This window comes from Leucobacter faecis (assembly GCF_054456635.2).
In genome coordinates this window covers 1-22,032 of record NZ_JBTJEP020000005.1, presented here as the reverse complement: position 1 = coordinate 22,032, position 22,032 = coordinate 1, and the positions used below count along the sequence as shown (strand labels likewise).

Genomic DNA, 22,032 nt, shown 5'->3' with positions numbered 1-22,032 from the left:
GACATGAGCAACATCAACAGGCACAGCGCAGGCGCAAAACAGGCCGGACAGTCCGTCGGCGGGCAGTTCGCCGCTTCTCAGAAGACCGAAGCGAGCGGGGCGGGGCTTGCGGGTCCCGCCGTATCCCCCGCGCGGGCAGCGATACTGAGCGCGATCGCCGCGGACTGCAATCGGCAGATCATCGAGAACGGCGAAAAGCAGCTCAAGCTGGAGTATCAGCGCTCCCGGCTATCGACGGAGGCGCTGAGCGCTGAAGTGCAGCTGGCACTGCTGCGCGACAACGGCCCGCGCGTGGACCGTGCGATCCTGGAAGACTCGGATGATGTGCCGGGGCGGTTGTCGTTCGCGGGTCTGGTGCGCGAGAACGGTGACGTGCTCCGTCGCGAAGAGCTTGGACATGAGACGTTCGAGCGGCTGCACGCGCACGTGGAGAGCTACGACTTTCAAGAGCACGCTACTCAGTACGACTCAGACCCGAACCCGCTCAGCTACGACAAATACCTCGCGCTCGACGCTGAGACACCGCTGCCAGATGTTGACATCCACCCGCCGCTGCCGGAGAGCAGTCAGTGGGCGCTCGACCAGATCAACGCCCGCGGCCATGTGACCGTAGACGCTGATACGTTGCGTCATTACGCCGAAGAGAACTTCCTGCTCGCGAACAACCTGAAATACCTGGAAACGGCGCGTCTCGCCGGAAGTGCGCGCCGCGCCGAGGCGGTCTTGTACACCATCACCCGGCAGGTGGAAGTGCCTGAGCGCATTAAGCAGGCCGGGATTAGGCTTCCGCGGGCGTGGGAGTTTATGGGCAGCTCCGAGAAGGACGAGTGGCAGCGGCGGAAGATCGCGCAGCTCGACGCCCGGGAGTCTCGCCCCTAGCGCCGGTCTCACTCAGAAGCATGTTTGGAAGAAAGCGCCAGCAGCGCGGAGCAAAGCAGGCCGGAGTATCTGTCGGCGGGCGGTTCGCCGCCACTCAGAAGACCGAAGCGTCCGGGGCGGGGCTCAGTCTCCCGCCCCGCCCCGAGGTGGTGTCCGGCCCGGGTGGCATAGGGCTGGGCGACTCCGCGAGCCTGAGCGCGCCGCAGCATGAGTGGGTGCGGTCGGTGCACGCGGCTCCCGACCATTCGGACGCCGGCGAGCGTGAGGCGTCTCGGTTCGCGCCCCCAGCGAGCCCCGTCGCGCGCCACGACCAGGCGGGCCCCGCCCAGATTCAGCCGTACGCCAAAGGGCAGGCGGCCCCGTTCGCGCAGGCGGCCCCGGTGACGCGCTCGCGGTTCGCGCCGCCGGGGCCGCGGTAGTTGTCTACGCGAATGCGTACGCGAGAGAGCGGCGGCGTCTTTAGCGCCGACCGATGAATCGCGCTTGGAGCTCCCATCGAATCGGATCGGCGAAGCAGCAACGCTATTCGGCAGCGCCAGCGCCGGGCGCTGAGGGGCAGCATACAGCCGCAAAAAGTCAGCGCAACCCCAGGGCTCACAACAACTTTCGTGAATCCCGGTGGAGATCGACCGCCGCGTCCTATAGCCACAGTGAGCAGCCAATAGCAGTTCGTGTTTTAGCCTCAGAAAGGTTCCCCGTGGTTCAGAAGGTCGCGCATACCAAGCATCTCGACGATGCCGCGCGCCTGAATAAGAACGCCCAGATCAAAGCAACCGGGAAAGCTACCAGGACTCGGCGCAAGAAGATGATCGTGCAGGTGCGTGAACTGCGCTTGATCACCAATCGTCTGAATAGTGTGCAGCGGGAAGCCCTGGACCGGCTCTTTCTTGAAGCGAAATGGGTGCGCAACACTGCCCTTGATCTTGGTATCTTCGAGGCTGGCAGGCAGCGCGAAGTAATGGCGCAAGCGCGGGTGAAAGTACCTGGCGGCGCGTTTGAGCCGCGCCAGATCACCACGCTGGGTGGTCAGATGGCGCAGGCAGTCATTCAGGAGCTGAACAATAACCGCCGCTCCCTGGCTGCGTTGAAGAAGAAGGGCCGCCGCATCGGCCGGATCAAGTTCGCCCGCGAGGTCACTTCTATTGACTTGAAGCAGTACAGCAGCACGCATAAGATCGACCGGGCTTCGGGCCGGGTGAAGATCGCGAACGTGACTGGCTGGGTGAAAGTGCGTGGCCTGCACCAGCTCGACCAGGTGGACGAGCTTGCAAACGCGAAGCTCGTGCGCCGCCCGAACGGGTATTTTCTGCTCGTCACTTGCTATTCACACCCGCGCCCGAACAGTGGGCGCGCAACACAGACTTTCCAACCAGGCACATCGGTTGGGATCGACATGGGTGTAGCCACCCATGTCACCCTCTCCAACGGGGTCAAGCTGGACGCGATGTTCGAAGAAACCGACCGCCTTCGCCGGCTGCGCAGAAAGCTTGCGCGGCAGGTGAAAGGGTCAGCGAACCATCACCGTACCCAGCATTTGATTCGGGTGGAGAGCGCAAAAATCACTCGCCGGAAAGAAGAGTGCGCCACCAAAGTGGCGCACGAGCTGTTGAAGAACGAGCGAGTGTATTTCCAGGACGAGAATCTTTCGTCTTGGCGCAAGCGCTCCGGATATATCCGTGGTGGAAAGCGCGTGCATGCTTCAATTCTGGGCCGCCTAAAAATGATCCTCGCCGCTCATCCCCGCACCGTCATGGTGGACAGATGGGCGGCGACAACCGCGACGTGCGTGTGCGGGGTGAAGACACCCCATCACGTGTCGAAACGGATGTTCGCTTGCCCGTCGTGCGGGTATCGCGAGGACCGTGACATTCACGCGGCGCAGAACATGATCCGCTTCGGGGAAGGCGCACTCCCCGCCAGTCAGGAACTGACTGGAACTCCTGTGGAGATTGATGTTAGACGTTCAGCAGGAATGGATTTTGCATCTGTTCCTGGGGTTCGCGTTCGGTCGGTGAAACAGGAAGCGGCGACCTCTTTAGGGTCGCCGTAGTTCACTCAGAGACGCGTACGAGTCCGAGATGGGTCGGAGTGCTGAACACGTACTTGTGACATCCTCGGCGGGGCTAACGGGCCGGGGCGCTGATTCAATGGCAGATGTCTCGGCACCCGCTCTCCCTTTCGAAGATACCCCTTGCTGAGGAGCTGCGCAGCGCTTTGGTCGGCCTGTCGAAACATTGTGAGAATCTGCAATTCTCCGCCGGTCTCACGCAGAGACATGAGCAACGTGAATCGGCAGGCCGCCGGAACAAAACAGGCTGGACAATCCGTGGGCGGGCAGTTCGCCGCCTCCCAAAAGACCGAAGCGAGCGGGGCGGGGCTCACCCCCGCGCCCGAAGACCCGCGCCTGGCTTTGGCCCGGCAGATGCGGGAGCAGCGTCTAGAACGCATCGCTGAACGGCAGCAAGAGATTGTGCGGCTGCGCGAGGAAATGCACCTACAGAATCGCCGCCTGTTCGAGCATGAGATGGCGCTCACGATCCGCGACCAAGTGCCCGAAGCGACCCACCTCGTGCTGGGACGCACCTACGACGGTCACAAGGAATGGAGCTTCGCCGGGGTCGAAGGCGCCGATGAGCAGCCGCTCGACCTCTCGGTGGAACTGGACACGCAGCTCGACCGAGCCGCTGATGAGACCGGTCTTGATTCCGGTGATCATTACGCCGACGAAGGTGAGCTCCTGCACGGCACTGATCCTTCGGAGACCCCGTACGGTGACTGGGACGAGATCGTGCGCATTGACCTGGCCGCGGCGGAGCAGGAGTCACACGTGGACGTTGAGCGCGCGTTCCTTGACACCGGTCAGCTCACCGAGAAAGGCTTTAACAGCGCGTATGCCGCCGCTGTCGAGCAGCTGAATTTGGGCGCGAACAACTCTTACACGCGCGGCGATATGCAGGAGTATGCGGTCGAGAACTTCGTACTGGAGAACGGTGACTCACCCAGTGATGAGCAGCTGGCGCAGATCGCTGACCTGGCGAGCCGGGAGTACGCCGACGGGGAGCCGAGCGATACGGTGTACGAGCTCGAAGCTGAGCGGCGCGACGACGCTATCCAAGATGCGGCGAAACAGCTCGGCCTGAAGCTCGTCCAGGGCTAAACCGCGCCCGCCGGTCTCACGCAGAGATATGAGCAACATGAAGCGGCAGGCCGCGGGCGCGAAACAGGCGGGCGTATCAGTGGGCGGGCAGTTCGCTGCGTCCCAGAAGACGGAAGCGAGCGGGGCGGGGTTACTCGCCCCGCTCGCGCATGAACCGGCCGAGGGCGTGGTGGTGAGTGAGCCATTCACTGTCAAATGGACGGAACGCAACGTGCTCCCGAGCCCGCGGCACCGGAAGCCGCGCGACATCGAACGCCGCTTCGAGATGGACGCTGAGGTGCGGAGCGTTGCCCGCGAGGACACTGGTGAAGCGTTCCAGATGAGCGAGTTCATCAGTGGGTCGGGCAACCTGGATTTCGAGGTGCGCCACTACGACGGCGAACTCTACCGCCCGATGGTGGCTGGAGACATCTGGTCGTACACCAACACCACCATGGAGCCGCCCTACCTGAACGCCACCGACCGGCTCGAAGCCACCCCGGAGCGCATCCGAGATCAGCTGACCCGCCTTGAACGTAACTGGGACGAGGGTGGGTACGAGTACGAGTACGTCACCTCCCCGTATCAAGAGGGCGACGACAGCGAAGAGGGCGCACGCGAGATGGTGCAAGCCGAGATCGACGGATACCTCGCTATTGACGGTGAGCTGTGGCAGAAGACCGAAGAGCCGACCTACTACGTTTCTACGTTTGGGATGGGAGGCAACCACGGCAGCACCGCTCTGTTTTTGAGCGCAAAGCACACTCCGAGTGGAGACAACCTCAACCGCAAAGACAATGTGTTCACCCTGGACGAGTTCGAGGAGGCGAAAGCCTACGCGCTCGGTGTCGCACGCGGTCGCGGCGATACTGATTCCATTCGTAGCATCGAGAATCACCAGCCCATTGCGGTGCCGCGAGACCGGCCGTGGCGGCACCCAGTCAGCGCTGAGCGCCTGAGCGGCCGTTCGAGAGAGTATATCGGCGACGACCTGGCCTCGAACGAACGCGCCCTCACTGACCTGAAATCTCGCATCAAGCAGATCGACGGCGCCGTCTACACGGACGACGAGGGGCGGCAGCGCGTGGATTTCAGCCGGTTCACGGACAGCGTGCAGTCGGACTACAAGGCCTTGAACAAGCGCATTCGCAGTCTGCGCGTTCCGCTCGACGACGAGTTTTAACCGGGACCGCACCCGCCGGTCTCACGCAGAGACATGAGCAACATGAAGCGACAGGCCGCGGGCGCAAAACAGGCGGGCGTATCAGTGGGCGGGCAGTTCGCCGCCTCGCACAAGACAGAAGCGAGCGGAGCGGGGCTTTCGGGCTCCGCTCCCTCGCCAGAGGACCTGTACGCCCTCAACGATGAACTGACTGCGGGGCTTGCCGAGCACGGCTGGGTGGCCGACACTGAAGAGGATTATGACCGGCTGGACGATTTCACGCACGCGGTCGCAGGCGCGCCGTCGTACGAGCGATCTTCGCTGATGCAGTCGTTTCTGAACCAGTCTGACCCGACCTATCCAGGGGAGCTCAGTGTCGACGCCCGGCGGCCAATAAGCGAGCGGTCGTTCGTATCGCCAGGTCATACCGGCGAGGCGTATCGCGCGCGCCCGCCCGCCGCGGTGCGTCACCCAGACTTCACCGCCGCTGCGTTGGAGGACATGTTCGACGGTAGCATAGCCCGTGACGGCGACTGGCTCACGTTCGAGCGAGGCTATCCGTACAAACTCGCGCGGGTGCTGGTGTCAGATGACGGAGACGCGCTGTCGTACGAGGAGAAGTTTCAGGGCAAGTGGGTGCCGCAGCCTCACGAGCTGGAGAAGCTGCAGGACCGTCTACGCCACGAGCGGCTCGCCGCCGCCGGGATCGAGCTGGGCCGTGAGGTGGAGTATGTCAGCGCGTCCGGGGCTACGTCCATCACCGGGGGTAGGCGCACCGATGACACGCCGCGCGGGAAGGAGCTGGCGAAGCTGATCCGCGCCGACGTGAAGCGCGCGACCGCATACGGCGCCCTGCCGGAAGATATGAAAGTCAGCGTGCGCACGGACAGCGGTGGCTTTACCCCTGCCTTTCACGTCACCGCGACGATGCCCGCCGGTCGGCATCGCATTCAGCGCACCGAGGGGATGACGGATGAGCAGTGGCACATCGAACTGGAGCGCACCCGCGGGACGACGGCCGAAGGGAAAAGTGTCCAGAATGCCCTCAGTACAATCGGTGAGCAGTGGCGCAGCGACGAGATCGACTCCATGAGAGGCTACCGCGATTCCGCCTATTACTGCTTCGTGGACGTGAGTGAGGAGCGGCCCGGTTAGGCCGCCGGTCTCATACAGAGATATGAGCGAGATAAACAGGCATTCCGCCGGATCGAAGCAGGCCGGCGTCAGCATGGGCGGGAAGTTCGCCGCCACCGAGAAAACCGAGGCGTCCGGCGCGGGACTGGCGGCGCCGGTTCAGACCTACACAACGAAAACCGATGTCATGGAACAGGCCATTCTGCCCGCCCTGGGCGAGCATGCTCAGGACTTTGACGTGGACCAGATTTTTGATGAAGCGTTCGAGTTTACCAACGGGGCGCTGACTCAGTCGTGCAGTGACGAGGAGTTCTGGGAGATCGCAGCGCGTCACGACCGCACAGCTCAGACCGAACCCGCGCTGCCGCAGCTGAGCCCATCACAGCTTGAGAAGCTCAATGACGGCGAAGACGTGGACACGAACGCGTGGGGCGAAGAAGACGCCGAAGCGAGCGTCTTCAATGTCGTGCGCGCGCACGTGGAGGCGAAATCCAAGTGGGAGCGGGAGCTCACGTACATCGACGCCAGCGATCAGCTGAACAGTGATCAGATCGACGCGTACCTGGCGGACGACACTGACGATCTGACGGAAATCGAAGAGCAGTATTACGAGAGCACATGCGATGCGAGCGAGCGCATGGCGAAAGAGATACTGGAGGAGCTCGGAGTCGAAGATGCCGACACGGTAGACGACGACCTGATCCGGGAACTCGGCGAGATCGTGCGGGAACATGACGAGTCCGACATTATCAGTGACCTTGCCCGGAACACGCCCCCGCAGTTGATGCGCGCGCCGGTGAGTCAGGAAGACTTCGGCGACCCGGACGAGCTGCGCCGCTGGATGGCTTCGGACGAGAACCTGTACGGCTACACCCGCGATGAGCTGTACAACGGCAGCGATGAGCGGTCGGCCGATGCGCGCGAAGCGTACCTCACCGGGTATCTGCGCCGCGCCGGGGTGAGTGTCGATGCGTTCACGGTCGAAGACAAAGAGAATATCCGCACGCTCGCGACCGACGGCCCGTACTACTGGCATGAAGGTGTCCGGCTCGATGTGATCTGGCATGGTGACATTCGTGACGCCAGCGCGACGGAGGAGGGGCGCACGATCCGGCTCGGCGGCGCGCCGGAGCATACCCGCGAGAACCCGGCGGGCCGCACGCACCTGGTACTGCTTGACTCGGTGAACGGTGCCGGTATGGACGCGAGCATCAGCACGCCGGTGACGGTGACGCTCACCCAGGACCGGGGCGCGCATCTGGACTCCGGCGGCACAGCATACGGGTATGGCTGGGACGACACCGCCGGCGTGGTGAAGTCGGCGTACGGGGTTGGTGTCGCGGACATGTCGCGCGCCGGGTACGACCGTGAGAGTTACGAGCAGCATCCCGACGGGGAGCTCACCGAGCGCGGGAAGCTGCAGGCCCGGCACGACATCGACGCCGAACTTTCACAGCACAGGGCCGACCTGCGCCGCCGCGACGAAGACGCCCGCCGGCGAGGCCCAGACGAGGACCTCCCGGACGCGCAAGTGGCGGAGTGGAACGCCGTGCACGACCGCGTATCTCTCCTGGAGTCGGCGAGGTTTGAGACTTTCCGGCCCGGCTCAGCCCGCAACAACCCGGCATAGGAAGGTGAATTAGCTCATGACCGCGCTTCTCCCGCTCGCCCCGTCCCTGTGGACGCAGCCCATTACGATCGAGCGGGAGACGCCGGCTGAGCGCCGCGCACACGCCCGCACCGACGAGGAACTTGCCCTCCGGATATGCGCGGAGCGGGCGCCGCTGAAAATCAGATGGCGGGCCTCCTGGAAGCCGGACAAGCTCGAGCAGCTCGCGCGCCTCAATGAGCGCGGCCGCGGAGGGAAGGCTCAGGGCGCGTCGATCGACCAGCTCGCGGTCAACTATCTGCGGCACGAGAAGACCGCATACGACCGGATCGTGGACCGGCTCGACGGCGCACACGTGGGGGAGTACGACTGGTATCCGTCCGTGTTCCTGATCGTCAAGCGCCGCGTGCACGACGCGATCATCCAAGATTTCCCGTGGCTGGAAGAGGAAGCCGAACGGCAGTATGAGCGGGCTGAAATGCGCGCTGAGCAGCTGTCCTGGCGTTAGCAGGTCGCGCGGGGCCCGAAATGTTCACACAGCGCGACGACAATCATCATCCCGCTCGGCACGACCGGCCAGCGCGCGCCGAGGCGGTGCTCGGCCGCCTGGAACCCGGCGTGCTGCACAGTGAGCTGCCACAGCGACACGGGCGCGCTTGCGCCGCCGTCCGACCACACCGGGAGCTGAAACACCCGATCCCAGGTAGAGTGTGCGGGGGCGTCGATCGCAGCGTACAGCGCCGCCCGGATCGTGCGCAGCCGCTCGGGTTTTGCGCCTCGGGCGGCATGCTGCGCAGCGACGAGATCCACCACGTGCATGATCGCGAGCGGGTCGAGCGACACGGGACCGGGGTGCTCGCTCACAGCCGGGCCTGGCTGATCATGCAGGGGAGACATGTGCCGCCTTTCGGGGGTTGCGCCCAATTTTAGCGCACGAAAAGAGCCGCCTCGAGGGCGGCTCAGTTTCGAGGGAATCGCGGCTCGTCAGGCGCCGCGCAAAGAAGAGACCGCCTGGTCGATCTTGTCGGGCCGGTAGCCGGACCAATGCTCATCGGGAGTGACGATCACCGGGGCCTGCAGATACCCGAGCTCTTTCACTCGCGCGAGCGCAGCTTCGTCTTGTGACATGTCGATGACGGTGTGCGGCACCCCGTGATCGTTCAACCTACGGGCGGTGGCGGTGCACTGCAGGCAGCTGGGCTTCGAGTACAAGGTGATGGCGGGAGCAGACATAGGGAAGAGCCTTTCGAGAGATGGACGACCGGGCAAAGGCCCGACATTACTGTGTGAGACCGGCGCCCTATCCGGCTCACTATGCGCGCCGGTCTCACACAGAGACATGAGCGAGATAAACAGGCACTCCGCCGGATCGAAGCAAGCTGGCGTCAGCATGGGCGGTAAGTTCGCCGCCACCGAGAAAACCGTAGCCACCGGGCAAGGGCTCACCCCGCCCGCGGGCTACACCCCGGCGCTGGGTGACAGCACCACCCGGGAAGAACGCGACGCGGCCGTCAATTTCACCGCCCGGGACGCTGAAATCCGCGCGCTGTGGAACCGGGACACCGGCATCCGGGAAGCGGAGGCGCAGGCGAGCGAGCTGAGTGCTGCGCTCGTGCGAGACACGCTCCGCTGGCGGTACCCGGAGGCCGACCACGTCATTATTGCCGAGCACAACGGCGAAGACCGGGAGCTCGGCGAGGTACGCGCCGCTGACAGCAGCGTCATCGCATACGACGCCGTGATCGGTGAGTATGACGACCACCGGGACTACTCGCGCGCGTCGCAAGTGAACGTCGCTGACTCGGAGCTGCTGGATGACCTGTGGGCGCACGTCGGGGCGCTGCCGCGCATCGGGGAGAACGCCCCGCACAAGACGACCGGTGACCTCACCAAATACGGGGTGGACCTGTACCGGCTCGACCTTGACCCGGCGAGCAGTAACCACCGCCGCCTGACCGAGGCGTACGACGTTCAGGACTCCGACTGGGAAGAGGCCGCGGAGGTGCTCGCGCGTGACCTGCAGTACGAGGACGAGTTTTACGGCTGCAAGCACGAAGACATCGTGAAAGAGATCATCGACAACGGGCGCAGGTTCCACCCGGAGCTCGCAAAACGCATCCCCGACATCGTGAACCGCAACGCCATCGTGCGCGCTTACGACGCGGGCGTGCATCACCCGCTCGATGAGCGGTTCGAGCAAGACTGGTGCGACACCACTATCAATGAGCTGAATGGGCGACCGCTCAACAGTCGTTCAGGCGCGGCCCAGCGCGAGCGGCTTGAGGAGGTGCTCTCTATGCGCGCGGAGCTCGAAGCGGGCCGCCTGAAACCGAAAGATATTGTCGGGACGGGCTATCGGCGCACGAAGACCGTGGCGCGGGAATATCTCGACCAGCGCGAGCGGGCGGCGCATGAGGCGATCCGCACCCGGGGCCGGTCTCTCGTGCAGGAGAGCTGGTTTTCGGCCGGGGAGCTCGCCCGCGCCCGTGATGAAGCGCTCGGTCTCGCAAGCGAATAGACACCTACTGCGCGCGTCCCATAGGGCAAGCAGCAGGTAGGCACCGCGCCCGCCGCCTGAGACGCACAAGGAGCGATCACTATGGAACAGCAGTTCAACGTCGGAGACACGGTCTACGTCACGCAGGCCGGTCGCGTGCAGCGCCGTGTCGAGATTGTCCGCGTCACTAAGGCGCGCGCGTTCATCATGCACGGCGCCACCGAGACCGCGTACCGCCAGGACAACGGAAGTCAGGTGGGCGCCTCGGGGTTCGCTGTTCCTCGTCTGTTTCAGCCCACGGACCGTCTCGATCGCGAGTACAACGCCATGCAAGGGCGCGCGCTCGGTGCGCGCCTGGGCGATGCAATGTCGAAGTTCTTCGACGGAGATGCTACGCCCGCATCACTCGCAAAGGTGCAGGGCATGTTCGCGGCCTGGGAGCAAGCAGCGTCGCAGCACATCGTGGGCCAGGCATGACCCGGGCTACGCAGCTCGTCGGCATCGGCGGGCAGAAGGAGCACGGGAAAGATGCGTTCGCGCGCGAGCTTGCTGCGCTCGGTGGGCGCTGGCGTGTGCTCGGCATGAGCGACCCGCTGCTGGACGCGTTTTTGCTGATGAACCCGTGGGTGATGGTGGACCCCTATTTGGGCCTCACGTCGCAGCGTAACGGTGATCCGGTGCACGGCGCATGGCAGGCGAAGACGCTCGTGGAAGCAGTCGGCTTCACCGCGGCGAAGCGGGTGCCGGAGGTGCGGCGCATGCTGCAGGTGCTCGGCACTGACATCGTGCGTAAGGCGAACCAGGACGCCTGGGTAGACGCGACAAGGCGCAGTATTACGGCCGCGTTCCGGCAGGGCGAAAGCGTGATCGTGACGGGAATCAGGTTCCCAAACGAGCTGAACCTGATCACGGCCATGGGCGGCCGCACCGTCTGGGTGGAGCGCCCCGGCCATCCGGCCGCGCCCGGCGCAGCGCACGTGTCGGAGCACGCGCTGACCATGGATGACTTCGACCGGCTCGTGATCAATGACGGCACGCTGGACGACCTGCGCCAGCAGGCAGCTTTTCTGCTGGACGCGGCGGCGTGACGGCGCACATCTGCCCGCCTGACCACGCCCACGCCGCGAAAACTACCTGCCATTTCACACACCGCTGCCAGTGCGCCCCATGTCACCTGAACGGGAACGCGTACCGACGCCAACAGCGCGCCGCGAAGGTCGTCAAAGCCCGGAAAGTGCCTGTCGCTCCCGTGCGCGCGCACGTCATGCAGCTGCGAGCGTACGGGATCAGCTGGCGACGGCTGAGCGAGCTGTCGGGATCGAGCATTAGCTTCGTGCGGGCACTGGTCGAAGGGTACCGGACCGCCGAGCGGTACGGGCAGCTTCCCGACGGAGTGGATGCAGAGGTCGCGGCGCGGCTGCGGTGGATTCAGCCAGAGCTGCGTTTCGCAGGCCCGAAGGATCAGATCGAGTCGGCAGGCTCCCGCCGCCGGTTGCAAGCGCTGATCGCCGCAGGTTGGTCAGCGCCGCTGTTGGCCGAGAAGCTGAGCACCACCCGCGGATACGTGCGCGACATGGCCGTAGGGACGCGCCGCTTCCTTCCCGATCATGTGCACCGTATCGAGCGGCTGCACCGCGCGCTATGGGATCAGCCGCCGCCGCGGAGTGAACAGTACGAGAAGCTCGCCTACGCCCGCGCGCTCAGCATGGCGCGCCGGTATGACTGGGTGACCACGCTCGCCTGGGATGACATCGACCGAGACGAAGCCCCTGCGCGGCTGAGCGACGCAGGCGGTGAAGAGACTAACGCCCCTGACGAGACCGCTGTTATCGAGCTGATGGCGGGGCGCCGGGTGCCTGCCGCGCGGGCTGACTATCTCGCCGCGATCGACCGACTCACGGCGAGGGACGTCAGCCAGACTGAGATCGGCGAGCGCATCGGCTGGTCCCAGGCGCGCGTGAGCAAGGTGCTCAGTCGCGCCCGGGACGAAGCTCGTGCTAACTAGTCCAGCTCCGGGTCGGGGCGGTCGAGCAACGGGCCTTCGTGGAGGCGGGCGCGCAGCTGCTGGGCGACATCCACAAACTGGTGGTCGTCGCGGTACTCCTCCGCGGCCTGGGCGAGCTCGGCAGTGAGAAGGGAGCGGCTGCTGATGCGGCCGCGGTTCGTGAAGTCACGCAGGTGCTTGTAGCGGGTGCCGTCCGCGACGTTGATGTTGACCGCCTGCATAGCGACCGCCCAGTCGGCGGCACTCATCTTCTCGTCCGACGCTTCACGTGCGCGGGCGTGCACGCCCGGATCAGCGATGCCCTCCCACGCATCTCGGGCGTGCGCGATATGCACCGCGGGGATGCGCTCGTGCCCGTCGAGATAGTTCATGAGCGCGCCGGCGCTGTATGGAGCATCGCGGATCGCTCCGTCATGCAGGCGGGACGAGCCCTGGTCGCCCGAAAGCTCAGCGTCGATGCGGTCTTCGGTCGCGGCGCCGGCGAAGTTGCTGCGCTTCGTGACTGACATCTGCATGCTGTTCGGGCTCACGACCACCTCGGCCCGGGCGCCGTACTCTTTGCGCAGGAAGTCTTCGATCTCCAGCCGGTAGTGATGCGCCGTGTCGGGTTTGATGCCTTCCAGCGAGCAGGTGAGCTGCTGGGTGATCACCGTCGGTTCGTTGTCGCCGTGGTGATGGTCCAGGTTCTCTCGCTCGACGTGGAGCCGGTACATGCCGCCCGCCACGTCTTCACGGCGCACCTGGGCTTTCTGACGCACCATAAGGAGGTTGCCCTCCGCCCAGCGGGACTCGCGCCCAAACGCATCCACTAGGGTGCCGAGCTGCGCGATCTCCCGCTCGCGCAGCGGCTCCATCGACGGGTCAAGGGAGCGCCCCAGCCGGGTGATGTGACGCAGGCGCTGCTCATGGAGGAAGTTTTCGCCGCGCGCTCGCACCCCCTCGTCTACTTCCTCATCGGCCAGCAGGTCGCTGTCCAAGATGTCGCCGACTTCAACATAGTTGTCGGTGAAGCCGTCGCGGGAAGTGAGATAGACCGGCGACCCGTCCTCGTCGTCATGCGCGCGCAGATACTCACTGAGGTCAGGTTCGAGGGCACGCTGCGCGATCTGCGCCTGCGCGGTGAGTTCTTCTTCCGGCTCGGGCGCGAGAAGTGCGAACCCGCTCGCCTCGGTCTGTTGACTGGCCGCGAATTGCCCGCCGACTGATTTGCCCGCCTGCTTGGTGCCTGCGGCTTGCCTGTTGATGTTGCTCATGTCTCTGTGTAAGACCGGCGCGGGGAGGAGGGTCAGAGGCGTTCGTATTTTTGGGCGAGGCCCTGCTGGGACATGTTGATCTGGCGCCCGTTGTCCACGCGATACATGCTGACGAAACCGTTGACGGAGCGGCCGCGGCGCACGATCACCCCGTCACGTTTGCGCCGGTACAGCGCCGGTTTCGGGCCGTTTTGTACAGCCTGGTTCATGCGCGCGGCGAGGGCGCGGGCGGCGCGCTCCTGGTCCGCCTCGTCGGTGATGTGGACGAGGTTGTCTTCGACGTAGTCTCGGGCCCGGTCGAGCGCGGCGTATTCCAGCGCTTCCTGGCGGGTGAAGTCTGGGCGCGAGTCGGTGCGCAGAAATTCGGCGTCGGCGATGACGAGGCTGCGGTCACGCTGCGCGTACCGTTCCGCGGCCTGGGCGACCGCTTCGGCGTGCTCGTGGGAAAGCTCACCCTCGGCGTACCGGTCAAGTTTCGCTTGATGCGCGGCACGTTCAGCCTGCACGCGCGCCATGTTCGCCCGGTCCTTCTCGGCCACGTACGCCTCGTACTCAGGCGTACCGATCCGAGGCATGGCGGGCCGCGAGGGTACTAGGGCCGCGCCGGATGCTTCGGTCTGGCGAGTGGCGGCGAACTGCCCGCCCACTGATACGCCCGCCTGTTTCGTGCCTGCGGCTCGCCGTTTGATGTTGCTCATGCCTCTGCGTGAGACCGGCGGGCTTAGCCGCTGAAATGGAAGCTGTATTCGTCCTGGTACATGCGCCCCTCAGACTGCGACGGCGGTCGGTGCTGCGAGCGCTTCAGGAACAGGCTGTTGATCTGCTCGTACGTCTTCCCGACGAGCAGGAAGTCGTTACTGCGCTTCCCGGCCGCGTCCGTCCAGATGCCGCCCTCGGTGACTGACCCGATCGTCACGCCGCGGTCGCGGATCTCTATTTTCTTCGCCACAAGATGCCTTCCGTGATGCTTAAATTATCTGTCAGCTGGCGCTTGATGTTTCGCACCTCGTCTTCGCTATACAACGGGTTATCGTACTCGGCGATGAAGGCCCGCATTTCGGCCGGGTCGGCGGTCAGCAGCGGCTCCTGGTATCCGTACTGCTCACGGGTGAACGCGGCAAATGAGCGGGCCCGGTCGATCAGAGCTTCCTGATCTAATAGCTCGTATTCTTCCTCGGGCGGGAACGCCATCCCGAAGTCGAACGGTGGGATGAGCCGGCATGACCCGTCTTCTTGCTGGAGTACGCCGATGTTGCTGAGGTTGCTAGTGCGGTCCGTGTTGCCGATGATGATGTCGAACGCGGCCATCTTTAACGCTTCCGGGCCGACGTCAGTGTCGGCGGCGCGGTTCATCGTTTCGATCTGCGCCTTGACCCGCTTCCAATCATCGTTCTCGATGAAGAACTCGTCGTCGGAGTCCCAGTCGTCATCCTCGTCTACGAACTCGGCCGCGTCGAAGTGGGACAGCAACCGCTCGCGCTCTTCGGGGCCCTTGAAGTTCTCGGACTCGACTCCGATCAGCGCCTCTCCGGTTGCCGGGTCGAGGTACTGCTTGGCGTCGTACTGCACCGCGTTCTCGAGGCTCATGATGACAGCGACCCGGCTCGCGAACTCCTCCCTCACTGCCTCGTGCTGCATCGCATCGAGCTTGATGAACGCATCCCGCTCAGGGTCGTAATACTTCGGCGCCGACCCGCCCATAACCCGCACCTCGGGCTGTTCCGGTTCCAGGTCTGCGAGCCGACGGATTTCACGCGGGCCGGAAGTGAGGCAAGCGGCCGGCCCGCGTAGACCTGCGCCGCTTGCCTCGGTGCTCAGAGTCGGGGAGAAACGTCCACCGACGGCCGTGCCTCCCGCTATTCGCTTACCGCTGGGATGCCTTGAAACAGTGCGCATGACACTGTGTGAGACCGGCCGACGCCCAGACTGCCTGTGAAATAGCAACCCGGGCGTCGTGATGTATCCAGTACTCCTCGTCAGCGTCCTTATTGCAGGTCGGCGCGCAGCGCTTCGGCTTCTTCCGCCTGTGCGGCAGCCAGCTCGGCTTGGGAGATGAGCAGGTTCACTGTGTCGTCGCGCCGGTCCTGATACTCCTGGAACTCTTGCTCCGTCCAAGGAGCGTCAGCGTGCTGCTGCATAAGCTCCCGGGCCGCGCGGTCTATTTCATCTGCGCTGAGGTGGCTAAAGTGCTCAGGCTCTAGTTCTGCGCGAATTTCGTACGCAGCGTCTTCGTACGTGCGCACACTCCCGACCAGGTCGCCGCGCTCCTGCGCTTTCGACCAGACCTCTGAAAACGATCGTTCATTGTACTCGCCGCTGTCCAGGAACCGGCGGTTCAGATCCGGGGGAGAGGCGAGCGCCGCGTCCAGGTCGACGGTGTGTTTGGCGAAGCTGTCGGTGTCACCGAGCCCGGGATATTGTGCATCGTTGGCGAGATCGCCCAGGGCCCACTCGTGCTCATCCGACACGGTGATGTCGTTCCCGTGCGCATCTTCCAGCCCGGTGAAACACCATGTCGGGTGTCCGTCGGGATGCTCTTCGAGGAGCATTTTCGCGGCGGCCGGGTACTTATCTTTCACCGCCACGGCGAGCTGGAAGTCGTACAGCTTATTGGACTGCTCGGTCATCGCGGCGTGAATTTCGCGGATGTTGACCTGCTGCGAGACGGCCCAGCCCGCCTGGCGTCGGAGATGATCATTCACGACCGGTGCGAGCGGAGCGGCGCCCGAAAGCCCCGCTCCGCTCGCTTCCGTCTTTTGGGAGGCGGCGAACTGCCCGCCTACTGATACGCCTGCCTGTTTCGTGCCCGCGGCCTGCCGCTTCATGTTGTTCATGTCTCTGCGTGAGACCGGCTATTTTTCTTGCCGCGAAATTTCTGCATTCAGCATGGTGCGTAGGTCGCGCGTGTCCTGCACCTCTCCGACTTCTCGGTCGGCCTCCAGCAGCTCCTTGCGGGCGGCCCGAGCGTCGGTGCAGTAGCCGCGCTCAGCGAGCATGGCGAGCTGCGGGAAGTCGCGGCGCGTGTACGTGGCGAACGATGCGATGTCTTGCATCCGATCCCGCATGCCGGCGTCGAACACCTCGCCACCGGTGCCCGGGAAGAATCCTCGGTCAATTTCGCGGGCGATCTCCTCGTACACGTACGGACTCCCGTACGTGCCGCGGTCCGTCTCGTTTGCGAACTTGACGGCTTGGGTGTGGTTCCAGATGACGTCACTGGCGAACTCTTCGGTGACCGCAGGCTCACCGCGCAGGTCGGCGGTGAAATCCATGTGCAACGTGTCATCGAGCAGCTGCACGTCGGCGTCATATTTCCGAGTGAGGGTGTCCGCCACGAGCTGACCGCCGCGCTGCATCTGGTGGGCTGTGAGATTTCCCGCGGAAACCGGATCCTCATGCACGGTCGCGGTCAATGAACCTTCGCCCTGCTGGTGATCGCCGTGCGCCGTCACCTGAGCCACGTAGATCCCCTCCAACCCGAGCTCTTGACCTGTCCAATCGGCCGGCTCGCCCTCTGAGTACGGGGTTCCTTCTCCGAAGTCGTCAGGACGGATTTCAGCGAACGGGTCCGCGGCGCGCACTGGAGCGTCTGCGCTGAGCGTGGACCCAGATCCGGTGTCGAGCGCGAGCGTGACGGATCCGTCCGGATTGTGCAGCACTCCGGTCACCTTGTGCACGTCACCGTCCCAGTCATCACCCGACCCGACTTCGACGTAGTCGCCAGTACGGATCAGCCGCGCAGCCATGATGAGCCGCTCTGTGTCGGCATCGTACTCATACTGGGCGGGCGGAACGTCAGAGCCTGCCAGTCCCGCCCCGCTCGCTTCGGTCTTGTGAGAGGCGGCGAACTGCCCGCCCACTGATACGCCTGCCTGTTTTGCTCCGGCCGCCTGCCGGTTTATGTTAGTCATGCTTCTGAGTGAGACCGGCGGGAATAGTCGGCCCAGATGTTGGGGTTCGCCTCACTCAGCTGGCGGCGCGAAAGTGTCTCGATCTAGAGTGAGATGTCCGGACAGATCAACGACGTCCTCGTCCAGCCCGAGTGCCCGTGCAGCTTCTCCTGCCTCGATCGCAAGCGCTCCGGGTCGGTATGTTCCCAGGACGATGTTCGAGTATTCGTCCGGCCAGTGTGCTTCGACGGCTTTTAGCATTCGTTTCAGCAGGGCGGCGTCTAGCTGCAGTATTTCGCCATCTAGTGTGACGGAAACACGCAAATCCGTCGTCTGATCAGACTTCTGCTCTGCCGTGCGCACGCCCTTCACCGGTGCGCCGACGGCCAAAAGGGCCAGCTCCAGGTTGGCCGAGTTATTCGTCTGAAGGAGCACGCCCGGAGCGGTCTCGAACTGCTCAATAAAGCGAGTGTTCTTATCTACGGGAGCGGCTGGGGTGCATCCCGTGAGCTGCGAAGTGACCAGGCAGACACTCATCAGTGTCAATATTCGAATAGCCAGGGGCATTTGCTTCATCCTCCGTTGAGCGGCGGGAGCCCCGGTGTTGCGAGCCCCGAGGAGAGCACGTCTTGACGGACACGCTCCGGTCTTTGCCGCTATCTCCTTTCCAGACTGGGGCGGAGGAGTGTCCGTACCCATCTCCGCGCTGTACGAGCGTTATGCGACGCAAGCCGCACGCGAGGTCGACATGCGGCTCTTGGCGAGTGAGATGAGGCACAAGACTGTGAGCGAGACTGGTGCTATATCACCGGCTCCACGGAGACAAATTTCATCGTCTGATCATCCCAATAGCAGGTCTGCAGAATGATCGGCCCGGTAAGGGTATTGATGTCGTCAGTTGTGGAGGTGCGCTGTGGCCGGTCAATCATCTCGATGACGCGGTAAAGACGTTCACCGGTATTGTCCACGATGTTGATCTTGTCGCCGATGCCAAGCGGCAAGATCACGTCGCCGCGCCCATCTGTGCCCCAGCAGCCGTTATGGGCGGAGTAGACCGGCACCTCGAACCCGGTGTTTTGGTTATAGGCGATCATGCGTGTCCACGATCCCGGGCAGGCATCCACTTCGGCCTGACCGCCGTCTCCGCCGAGCACCACGCGTGGTTCGGTCTTAGCGACCGTGCGGGCGGCGTGCGTAACGGAGGTAGCGGCTTCGCCGATGATCTTGTTTGTCAGCTCCGGCGCTGCGACCGTACCCACGAGCACAGTAGAAGCCGCCAGGATGATGAGCGCTATGACGATCGCTGCTAGTGCGCTGAGTCCCGTGAACCACCAGCGCTTGCGATGCTGGCGCCGAGGAGCATAGTGGGACTTCCCGCGCACAACCGTCGGGACAGTATCGGAGGACGGTTCTTCGAATCCGAGGAGCGCCAGGTCTTCGTCTACCTCGTTGTTCATGCGGCGGCGCCGCCGAGAATGATGTCCAGCTCGCCCGTGATGGCAAGCAGCTGATCGCGCAGCTCGAGCACGCGGCGCCGTAATCGCGGGTGCTCGAACGCGACGCCCTCGGCTTCGGCTTCTTCAAACTGGGCGAGCAGATCGGCGTCGTCAAAAATGAGCACCTCACCGGCGGCTTCGTCGTGCACTTCTATCGGGAAGTCGCTGTCTTCAAATTCGAGGTACAAAATCTCAGCAGCCATGATCGGGCTCCTCTCTTTCCCATGACGCATGCGAACTTACGGCTTCGCCTTGCGCGGCTTGCGTGCCGTCGTCCTCTTCTTCGGCACGTACGCGGGCTGCTCAGGCAGATCAACGTTCGCCCATTCGTGCTCGTCGATGAGCGTTTTCACGACCTTCTGCACGTTCGCTGCGGTGTCTTTCACGACGTTCGGATTGTCGGACTGCACTTTCGCCCAGCCGGCGACATACCGACCCGTGCTCGGAGTGGGGTCCATGCCGTTCATGCGCAGCAGGACGTGACTGATTGAATCGGCTTCAACTTCCATCTCGCCGCGTTTCCCGCCCGCTCCAGTGTGGTAGTCCCCGTCGTGCTCTTTCTCCATGTGCCCGGCAGCGATGTGGCCGAGCTCATGCGCGAGCACGCGGGCTTTGTCTGCCGGAGTGAGTCCTGCTGCTACAACCACGCGCTTCTCGCCCGTCACTTTGTTGATCGAGGTGTAGCCTTTCGCCGTGCCCGGAATCTCCTCTTCGGAGACGGGGTACCCGAGCTTCTCGATTGCGCGGGTGAGGTCACCTTCAAACCCGGGCGGGGGAGTTTCCGTGAGCTCAGGGGTGCCGTCCGGCAGCGGCGCTCCGGAGGTCTGCGAGACATCGTAGATGGTGGCTGAGGAGTACCCGAACACGGCGCGCTCGCGCTTCGGCTTACCGTCGAGGCCTGTGATGACGTTGCCCTGCGCGTCTTTCTTGTCCACCCAACCAATGCGGGGGCGGAAGATCGCAATTCCGCGGCCTCGCTCATCATAGGGCAGCACCTCCCGGTCGAGCGACTTCCACAGCGTCTTGCCGCCGACCCGCGTCGCGTCGGGCATTTGGCGGGCAATGAGGAGCTGATTGGCGAGTGAGTAGCGGTGGAACTTCGACATCGTCGTGAGGTAATTGTTCCAGTCCTCGTCATGTTTCAGATTCTCGACCGCCGACTCCACTTCGCTCGACATCGCAGCGATCTTCTCTTCGAGCGAGTCGAACTGTTCGTTCAGTGCGCCTGCCTGCTCGAGCTCGCGCTCCGCGAGCAGCAGTCCCGCGCCGCTCGCTTCCGTCTGGGTTGAGGCTGCGAACTGCCCGCCCACTGATACGCCCGCCTGTTTCGTGCCCGCGGCCTGCCGCTTCATGTTGCTCATGTATCTGAGTGAGACCGGCTGGCGTCGACCGGTCTCATGCAGAAGCGATCCCCTCCGCTCTGGTCGTCTGACTTGATGCCAGGAGCGGAGGAGACAAAACATCACGTCGACGTTACAGTCGACGTGCAGAAATTTCAGGGAGAGTGTGGCGCTCACCTGTTAGGCAAAGGGACCAAACATGGCAGTAGTAGATCGCTGGATGAGTCGCGACAAAATCACAGGCAAGAAGAAGCGCACTAATCGCTATGGAAAGGGAATGCGTTGGCTCGTGCAGTTCAACGAGCCAACGGGTGCTCGGGTGTCAAATGCGTACGAAACAAAAGACGAGGCAGATGCGGCGTTCGCTAAGGCAAAGACCGACATCGCGGCGGGAACCTATCTCGATCCGGCTGGTCGAAAGCTTCTCTTCAAAGAGTACGCTCGCAGATGGCAAGATTCGGCGCATCACAGCATGCAGTACCGCGAAGATGTGCAGCGCAAGCTGAATAAGCACATTCTTCCGTACTTTGAGAACTACGCCCTCGCTCAAATTCGACCCAGCGATATTCAGGGCTGGCTTGGCGAGCTCGCGCGATATTCGCCTACGCGGGGGCAGCGCAAGGACCTGCCTCAAGAGGCGCGAACATTGGCCAGCAGCACTCGCGCGGGCATCTTCGGCATTCTGCACACGATCCTGGATGCCGCGGTAGATGATCAGCTCATCGGCAGGAATCCTTGCGGCACGAAGACCGTTAAGCAAGCTAAGCCTGCACGCAAAGGGAGGTCACACATACAGGTATGGAGCCGAGACCGGATCCAAAAGGTGCAAGCGGCAATGGGTCCGAGATGGCGCCCCTCGGTAGACCTGGGGGCCGGATGCGGTATGCGCAGGGGTGAGATTCTCGCCTTTGATCCGTATGAGGACATCAACTGGGAGCACAAGGTCGTTACCGTCAAGCGCCAGGTTATTCGGGCGGAAAACGGCCGCAAAGCATTTTCGTTTCCGAAGTACCAGCGCACACGCTCATTTAAGCTCCCTGAGCATGTGGCGCAAAGCATCTTGTCTCACTTGGAGCGCTTCCCCGCACGAGAGGTGACGCTTCCTTGGGGCAGCCTTGACGGCCCTCTTGTAACTCAGCGATTGCTACTCACCACGAAGTACGGCAATGTCGTGGACCCGCCCTACTTCGGCAGTCATATCTGGTCACCCGCATGCCGCTCTGCCGGATTTGAACCCACGAGGGCAGAGGGCATCCACGTCCTAAGACATTCTCTGGCGTCTCACCTACTCGCGTCAGGAGCAGGCCCGGCGGCCGTGGCAGAAATGCTCGGGCACGCTCACTCCGGGATCACGATGAGCATTTATTCTCACACAACTTCCGAATCGCGCACCCAAGCAGGCACGCTGATCGACGACTTCTGGAGCTAGTCGAAAATCTGGATGCAATGAAAGATGATTCATGCACCCGCGCAAAGCTCATTGCATCCAGATTGCATCCCACGACTTTTTATCACCCCAGATCGGCTTGATTTCAGGCGGTTTTCAGTGTTCTCGACCAGTTCATGCCGAACTGAAACTCCTGCACGATGCCGGTGACGACGCCCATCGCAAAGTTGATGAGAAACATCTT

General features: G+C 63.5%; 25 protein-coding genes and 1 pseudogene. 13 read left to right on the top strand and 13 right to left on the bottom strand.

Translation table 11 applies throughout. From position 1 onward, the window contains the following. The first annotated feature begins 3 nt into the window (after positions 1–3). From ACXR2T_RS05580 to ACXR2T_RS05545, 8 genes are all read left to right on the top strand, one after another. The gene (locus tag ACXR2T_RS05580; RefSeq protein WP_458839112.1) at positions 4–879 is read left to right on the top strand and encodes a hypothetical protein; all 876 of its coding nucleotides are present in this window, start codon (positions 4–6) and stop codon (positions 877–879) included. A gap of 20 nt (positions 880–899) precedes the next feature. Next, complete coding sequence (locus tag ACXR2T_RS05575) at positions 900–1,298, top strand: hypothetical protein (RefSeq protein ID WP_458839110.1); 399 nt, start codon at positions 900–902, stop codon at positions 1,296–1,298. A 278-nt stretch (positions 1,299–1,576) separates the two neighbouring features. Beyond that, positions 1,577–2,929: an RNA-guided endonuclease InsQ/TnpB family protein gene (locus tag ACXR2T_RS05570; protein ID WP_458839108.1), complete on the top strand. Its 1,353-nt coding sequence runs from the start codon at positions 1,577–1,579 to the stop codon at positions 2,927–2,929. Positions 2,930–3,154: 225 nt separating this feature from the next. Beyond that, a complete protein-coding gene (locus ACXR2T_RS05565; RefSeq protein WP_458839106.1) occupies positions 3,155–4,036 on the top strand; it encodes a hypothetical protein in 882 nt (293 codons plus the stop codon). Positions 4,037–4,064: 28 nt separating this feature from the next. Continuing rightward, the gene (locus ACXR2T_RS05560) at positions 4,065–5,198 is read left to right on the top strand and encodes a hypothetical protein (protein WP_458839105.1); all 1,134 of its coding nucleotides are present in this window, start codon (positions 4,065–4,067) and stop codon (positions 5,196–5,198) included. Between the two features lie 33 nt (positions 5,199–5,231). Continuing rightward, on the top strand, positions 5,232–6,332 hold the full coding sequence (locus tag ACXR2T_RS05555; protein ID WP_458839103.1) for a hypothetical protein: 1,101 nt from the start codon (positions 5,232–5,234) through the stop codon (positions 6,330–6,332). A 22-nt stretch (positions 6,333–6,354) separates the two neighbouring features. Beyond that, the gene (locus tag ACXR2T_RS05550; protein ID WP_458839101.1) at positions 6,355–7,941 is read left to right on the top strand and encodes a hypothetical protein; all 1,587 of its coding nucleotides are present in this window, start codon (positions 6,355–6,357) and stop codon (positions 7,939–7,941) included. Positions 7,942–7,957: 16 nt separating this feature from the next. Continuing rightward, positions 7,958–8,428 (top strand): hypothetical protein, encoded by a 471-nt coding sequence (locus ACXR2T_RS05545; RefSeq protein ID WP_458839099.1) that lies wholly within the window; start codon positions 7,958–7,960, stop codon positions 8,426–8,428. On the opposite strand, the gene ACXR2T_RS05540 is transcribed toward ACXR2T_RS05545, so the two are convergent. Beyond that, entirely contained in the window at positions 8,425–8,817 is a 393-nt protein-coding gene (locus ACXR2T_RS05540) for a hypothetical protein (protein WP_458839097.1), read from the bottom strand. The genes ACXR2T_RS05545 and ACXR2T_RS05540 overlap by 4 nt on opposite strands. Positions 8,818–8,904: 87 nt before the next feature. Then, entirely contained in the window at positions 8,905–9,153 is a 249-nt protein-coding gene (locus ACXR2T_RS05535; protein WP_458839095.1) for a glutaredoxin family protein, read from the bottom strand. Positions 9,154–9,259: 106 nt separating this feature from the next. On the opposite strand from ACXR2T_RS05535, the gene ACXR2T_RS05530 reads away from it, so the two are divergent. The 4 genes from ACXR2T_RS05530 to ACXR2T_RS05515 all read left to right on the top strand — a co-directional run bounded on the left by ACXR2T_RS05530 (position 9,260) and on the right by ACXR2T_RS05515 (position 12,422). Next, positions 9,260–10,438, top strand: a complete 1,179-nt coding sequence (locus tag ACXR2T_RS05530; RefSeq protein WP_458839094.1) for a hypothetical protein — start codon at positions 9,260–9,262, stop codon at positions 10,436–10,438. Between the two features lie 81 nt (positions 10,439–10,519). After that, positions 10,520–10,894, top strand: coding sequence for a hypothetical protein (locus ACXR2T_RS05525; protein ID WP_458839092.1), 375 nt, complete (start codon positions 10,520–10,522; stop codon positions 10,892–10,894). After that, positions 10,891–11,505: a deoxynucleotide monophosphate kinase family protein gene (locus ACXR2T_RS05520; RefSeq protein WP_458839090.1), complete on the top strand. Its 615-nt coding sequence runs from the start codon at positions 10,891–10,893 to the stop codon at positions 11,503–11,505. Before ACXR2T_RS05525 ends, ACXR2T_RS05520 begins: the two co-directional genes overlap by 4 nt. Positions 11,506–11,651: 146 nt before the next feature. Continuing rightward, on the top strand, positions 11,652–12,422 hold the full coding sequence (locus ACXR2T_RS05515) for a hypothetical protein (RefSeq protein ID WP_458839088.1): 771 nt from the start codon (positions 11,652–11,654) through the stop codon (positions 12,420–12,422). Here ACXR2T_RS05515 and ACXR2T_RS05510 read toward each other — a convergent pair. From ACXR2T_RS05510 to ACXR2T_RS05465, 10 genes are all read right to left on the bottom strand, one after another. After that, complete coding sequence (locus tag ACXR2T_RS05510) at positions 12,419–13,675, bottom strand: hypothetical protein (RefSeq protein ID WP_458839086.1); 1,257 nt, start codon at positions 13,673–13,675, stop codon at positions 12,419–12,421. The two genes, ACXR2T_RS05515 and ACXR2T_RS05510, sit on opposite strands and share 4 nt — an antisense overlap. A gap of 32 nt (positions 13,676–13,707) precedes the next feature. Next, positions 13,708–14,373, bottom strand: a complete 666-nt coding sequence (locus tag ACXR2T_RS05505) for a hypothetical protein (protein WP_458839084.1) — start codon at positions 14,371–14,373, stop codon at positions 13,708–13,710. Between the two features lie 23 nt (positions 14,374–14,396). Beyond that, positions 14,397–14,624, bottom strand: coding sequence for a hypothetical protein (locus ACXR2T_RS05500; protein WP_458839083.1), 228 nt, complete (start codon positions 14,622–14,624; stop codon positions 14,397–14,399). Continuing rightward, positions 14,609–15,376, bottom strand: coding sequence for a hypothetical protein (locus ACXR2T_RS05495; protein WP_458839081.1), 768 nt, complete (start codon positions 15,374–15,376; stop codon positions 14,609–14,611). Before ACXR2T_RS05495 ends, ACXR2T_RS05500 begins: the two co-directional genes overlap by 16 nt. A 284-nt stretch (positions 15,377–15,660) precedes the next feature. Continuing rightward, positions 15,661–16,509 carry a hypothetical protein gene (locus ACXR2T_RS05490; protein WP_458839079.1) on the bottom strand — a complete coding sequence of 283 codons (849 nt, stop codon included), beginning with the start codon at positions 16,507–16,509 and terminating at the stop codon, positions 15,661–15,663. 18 nt (positions 16,510–16,527) lie between these two features. After that, complete coding sequence (locus ACXR2T_RS05485; RefSeq protein ID WP_458839078.1) at positions 16,528–17,586, bottom strand: hypothetical protein; 1,059 nt, start codon at positions 17,584–17,586, stop codon at positions 16,528–16,530. Between the two features lie 51 nt (positions 17,587–17,637). Then, positions 17,638–18,132, bottom strand: coding sequence for a hypothetical protein (locus tag ACXR2T_RS05480; protein ID WP_458839076.1), 495 nt, complete (start codon positions 18,130–18,132; stop codon positions 17,638–17,640). 233 nt (positions 18,133–18,365) lie between these two features. Beyond that, a complete protein-coding gene (locus ACXR2T_RS05475) occupies positions 18,366–19,022 on the bottom strand; it encodes a hypothetical protein (RefSeq protein ID WP_458839075.1) in 657 nt (218 codons plus the stop codon). Further along, positions 19,019–19,264, bottom strand: a complete 246-nt coding sequence (locus ACXR2T_RS05470; protein WP_458839074.1) for a hypothetical protein — start codon at positions 19,262–19,264, stop codon at positions 19,019–19,021. The genes ACXR2T_RS05475 and ACXR2T_RS05470 overlap by 4 nt, the downstream gene beginning before the upstream one ends. Before the next feature lie 36 nt (positions 19,265–19,300). Further along, entirely contained in the window at positions 19,301–20,422 is a 1,122-nt protein-coding gene (locus tag ACXR2T_RS05465) for a M78 family metallopeptidase domain-containing protein (RefSeq protein WP_458839073.1), read from the bottom strand. A 268-nt stretch (positions 20,423–20,690) separates the two neighbouring features. Here ACXR2T_RS05465 and ACXR2T_RS05460 point away from each other — a divergent pair, with 268 nt between their 5' ends. Further along, on the top strand, positions 20,691–21,830 hold the full coding sequence (locus tag ACXR2T_RS05460) for a tyrosine-type recombinase/integrase (RefSeq protein WP_489945490.1): 1,140 nt from the start codon (positions 20,691–20,693) through the stop codon (positions 21,828–21,830). 124 nt (positions 21,831–21,954) lie between these two features. Here the strand turns inward: ACXR2T_RS05460 and ACXR2T_RS05455 are convergent. Further along, positions 21,955–22,032, bottom strand: a pseudogene (locus tag ACXR2T_RS05455) (cytochrome ubiquinol oxidase subunit I); the annotation flags it as partial.

Bases quoted from the DNA above. Each gene is read 5' to 3' on its own strand.
- ACXR2T_RS05485 (WP_458839078.1), bottom strand. From the start codon at position 17,586: ATGACTAACATAAACCGGCAGGCGGCCGGAGCAAAACAGGCAGGCGTA.
- ACXR2T_RS05560 (WP_458839105.1), top strand. From the start codon at position 4,065: ATGAGCAACATGAAGCGGCAGGCCGCGGGCGCGAAACAGGCGGGCGTA.
- ACXR2T_RS05505 (WP_458839084.1), bottom strand. From the start codon at position 14,373: ATGAGCAACATCAAACGGCGAGCCGCAGGCACGAAACAGGCGGGCGTA.
- ACXR2T_RS05475 (WP_458839075.1), bottom strand. From the start codon at position 19,022: ATGAACAACGAGGTAGACGAAGACCTGGCGCTCCTCGGATTCGAAGAA.
- ACXR2T_RS05550 (WP_458839101.1), top strand. From the start codon at position 6,355: ATGAGCGAGATAAACAGGCATTCCGCCGGATCGAAGCAGGCCGGCGTC.
- ACXR2T_RS05565 (WP_458839106.1), top strand. From the start codon at position 3,155: ATGAGCAACGTGAATCGGCAGGCCGCCGGAACAAAACAGGCTGGACAA.
- ACXR2T_RS05470 (WP_458839074.1), bottom strand. From the start codon at position 19,264: ATGGCTGCTGAGATTTTGTACCTCGAATTTGAAGACAGCGACTTCCCG.
- ACXR2T_RS05530 (WP_458839094.1), top strand. From the start codon at position 9,260: ATGAGCGAGATAAACAGGCACTCCGCCGGATCGAAGCAAGCTGGCGTC.
- ACXR2T_RS05580 (WP_458839112.1), top strand. From the start codon at position 4: ATGAGCAACATCAACAGGCACAGCGCAGGCGCAAAACAGGCCGGACAG.
- ACXR2T_RS05525 (WP_458839092.1), top strand. From the start codon at position 10,520: ATGGAACAGCAGTTCAACGTCGGAGACACGGTCTACGTCACGCAGGCC.
- ACXR2T_RS05545 (WP_458839099.1), top strand. From the start codon at position 7,958: ATGACCGCGCTTCTCCCGCTCGCCCCGTCCCTGTGGACGCAGCCCATT.
- ACXR2T_RS05490 (WP_458839079.1), bottom strand. From the start codon at position 16,509: ATGAACAACATGAAGCGGCAGGCCGCGGGCACGAAACAGGCAGGCGTA.
- ACXR2T_RS05575 (WP_458839110.1), top strand. From the start codon at position 900: ATGTTTGGAAGAAAGCGCCAGCAGCGCGGAGCAAAGCAGGCCGGAGTA.
- ACXR2T_RS05520 (WP_458839090.1), top strand. From the start codon at position 10,891: ATGACCCGGGCTACGCAGCTCGTCGGCATCGGCGGGCAGAAGGAGCAC.
- ACXR2T_RS05465 (WP_458839073.1), bottom strand. From the start codon at position 20,422: ATGAGCAACATGAAGCGGCAGGCCGCGGGCACGAAACAGGCGGGCGTA.
- ACXR2T_RS05540 (WP_458839097.1), bottom strand. From the start codon at position 8,817: ATGTCTCCCCTGCATGATCAGCCAGGCCCGGCTGTGAGCGAGCACCCC.
- ACXR2T_RS05510 (WP_458839086.1), bottom strand. From the start codon at position 13,675: ATGAGCAACATCAACAGGCAAGCCGCAGGCACCAAGCAGGCGGGCAAA.
- ACXR2T_RS05535 (WP_458839095.1), bottom strand. From the start codon at position 9,153: ATGTCTGCTCCCGCCATCACCTTGTACTCGAAGCCCAGCTGCCTGCAG.
- ACXR2T_RS05480 (WP_458839076.1), bottom strand. From the start codon at position 18,132: ATGCCCCTGGCTATTCGAATATTGACACTGATGAGTGTCTGCCTGGTC.
- ACXR2T_RS05555 (WP_458839103.1), top strand. From the start codon at position 5,232: ATGAGCAACATGAAGCGACAGGCCGCGGGCGCAAAACAGGCGGGCGTA.
- ACXR2T_RS05495 (WP_458839081.1), bottom strand. From the start codon at position 15,376: ATGGGCGGGTCGGCGCCGAAGTATTACGACCCTGAGCGGGATGCGTTC.